At 68.6% G+C, this 2,283-nt stretch carries 2 protein-coding genes; one reads left to right on the top strand and one right to left on the bottom strand.

What is annotated here, in order from left to right; all coding sequences use genetic code 11:
• Positions 1-272: 272 nt before the first annotated feature.
• Entirely contained in the window at positions 273-1,529 is a 1,257-nt protein-coding gene (locus tag F9B16_RS50145) for an HNH endonuclease signature motif containing protein (protein WP_192809411.1), read from the top strand.
• A gap of 19 nt (positions 1,530-1,548) precedes the next feature.
• On the opposite strand, the gene F9B16_RS50140 is transcribed toward F9B16_RS50145, so the two are convergent.
• Positions 1,549-2,055: a DUF1579 family protein gene (locus F9B16_RS50140; RefSeq protein WP_151547303.1), complete on the bottom strand. Its 507-nt coding sequence runs from the start codon at positions 2,053-2,055 to the stop codon at positions 1,549-1,551.
• Positions 2,056-2,283: the final 228 nt, after the last annotated feature.

Below are 2,283 nucleotides of genomic sequence, written 5' to 3'. Positions count from 1 at the left end.
CGCTTCTCGATGGACTTCGTCCACCCTTGACTTTGGAGCCTCTGCGGCCCCTGGGCAGGTGATGGGGGCAGGCTCCGCCTGCCCCGCCCCCAGGTCGCGCCACCCCACCACCCCCCTCCGTCAGGTACGAAACTCCCCTGCGTTGCGCGACGCCAAGGGCGCCAAGAAGACGCAAGGCGGGCAGCCTTTCCCGCCCAGAAAATACCGGGAAGAATGTGCCTCGAACGGCCTCGAATGTCAGTCACGCAGGGTACTATTTACCTATGCATTCAGTGACGGTCGAGCTCGGGGCCGCGTCCACCATGGAATTGGTGAACGCGCTCTCCGCCATCGCCACTGAACTCGCCACCAGAGACGCCCCCGAGTCGGCAGCCGCCTGCCTCGAACTCACCGAAACCCTCGCCGCCGCATCCGATATGCAGGAAAGCGCGCTGGCCGGATTCATCGGCCGAGTCGACGCCACCGGAGAACAGCAGCGGTGGGGATATCCCTCCACGCAGGCGTGGCTGCGGTCGCGGCTGGGCATGCGCGACAACCGCGCCAAGGAACGCCTCACCCTCGCCCGGCAGCGCCACCGCCTGCCCCACGTCGCCGCCGCACTCGCCTCCGGCGACCTGTCCTTCGGCTACGCCACCACCGTCGCCGACTCGGTCGCCCGCCTGGACGACACCGACTGCGCAGAAGCCGAGACAACCCTTCTCGGCTTCATCGACCAAGGCTTCTCCGCCGGGAAGGTCGCCGCGTTCGGCCGCCGCATCCGCGACCTCATCGCCGAACGCGACGACACCGAAGACGCACCCGACGAGGACACCAAGCGCGGCTATGACAAGTCGTGGCTGACCACGACGCGTTCGTTGGACGGCGGCCGGTATGTGAAGGGCTGGTTGAACCCCGAGGACGCCGCCATCTTCGACGGCACGCTGGCGCCGTTGGCCAAGCCGGCCGGGCCCGACGACCGCCGGGATCTCTCCGAGCGCACCGCCGCCGCCCTGTCCAGTGTGCTGTCGGGTGGTCACAAGGCCACCAAGGTCACCGTCATCTGCGACCTGGACACTCTGACCGGAGGCAGCGCCCCGGCCCGCCTGACCGACGGCACTCCAATCCCCGCGCCGCAGGCGCGCCGCATCGCCCTGGCTGCCGGGGTGTCGCCGCTGCTCCTGGGGCGGGGGAACACTCCGCTGTATCTGGGCCACCGGGAGCGGTTCGCCTCCGCCGCCCAACGCCAGGTGCTGGAGACCCTCTACCCGACCTGTGCGGTACGAGAGTGCGAGACCCCGGGCACGCTGTGCGAAGTGGACCACGTCAACGGGTGGGCACTCGGACACTCGCCCACCGACATCAATCAGCTCGCTCTCACCTGCGGGTGGCACAACCGGTTCAAGCACAGCCGCCCCGACCAGATACAGATCACCAAGGATCGAGACGGGCGGTACGTCTACCGGCTGCTGCCACCACCAGACGCGCGGCCAGCAACTGGACCACCCGGCGGCAACGGGCCACCGGATGGCGCCCTCGACTGGGCTGCATAAGACGAGTTCCGTGTATCGGTCAGGTGGCCTTGCGGAGGGTGACGTTCATCGATGGCGCCCAGGTCTCGCCGTCAGCGCTCGACTCGTGGCGGGCGACCTGGGTGAAGCCGCCGTCGGTCAGTGTCGCGGTGCAGCGCGTGCGGTCGCCGATCCACCGCAGTTCGTCGCCGTCGATCTCCAGTCGTGACACGTGGACGTTGCCGAAGCTGTCGTAGAAGGTGGAGCTGTACGCCTCGCCGTCGACGCCGATGATCTCGACGCCGCCGACCGAGGTGTCGCCGATCCTTCCGTAGGCCGAGTGCACGATGAAGAAGCCGCCGGGCGCCCACTCGTAGACATCGCTGGTAAGGATCGGTACCGACGGGGCCTCCGCACTCGCGACCGTGTGGCCTTCGTTGATCCACTTGCCGATGAGGACCTCGAGCGCCTCGTGGCGGTCGTCGCGGACCGGTGCCGTCCGGTCGGTGGTCTCGACGCCGGCGGCGACGGTGACGACACGGGCTGACTTGCTGCTGCTACGGGACATCGGGGCTCCTCGGGAGATGCTGTCGAAACTGCTTCACCCTGTGGTCGGAGTCGGCACGGCCACCTCGACATCCCGCCGTCGATTGCCGTGACGGTACGGAGGGGGGTGGTGGGGTGGCGCGACCCGGGGGCGGGGCAGGCGGAGCCTGCCCCCATCACCTGCCCAGGGGCCGCAGAGGCTCCAAAGTCAAGGGTGGACGAAGTCCATCGCGAAGCGACGCCGAAGGCG

Source organism: Actinomadura montaniterrae, assembly GCF_008923365.1.
GTDB lineage: Bacteria > Actinomycetota > Actinomycetes > Streptosporangiales > Streptosporangiaceae > Spirillospora > Spirillospora montaniterrae.
This window is presented reverse-complemented; position numbering and strand designations above follow the sequence as displayed.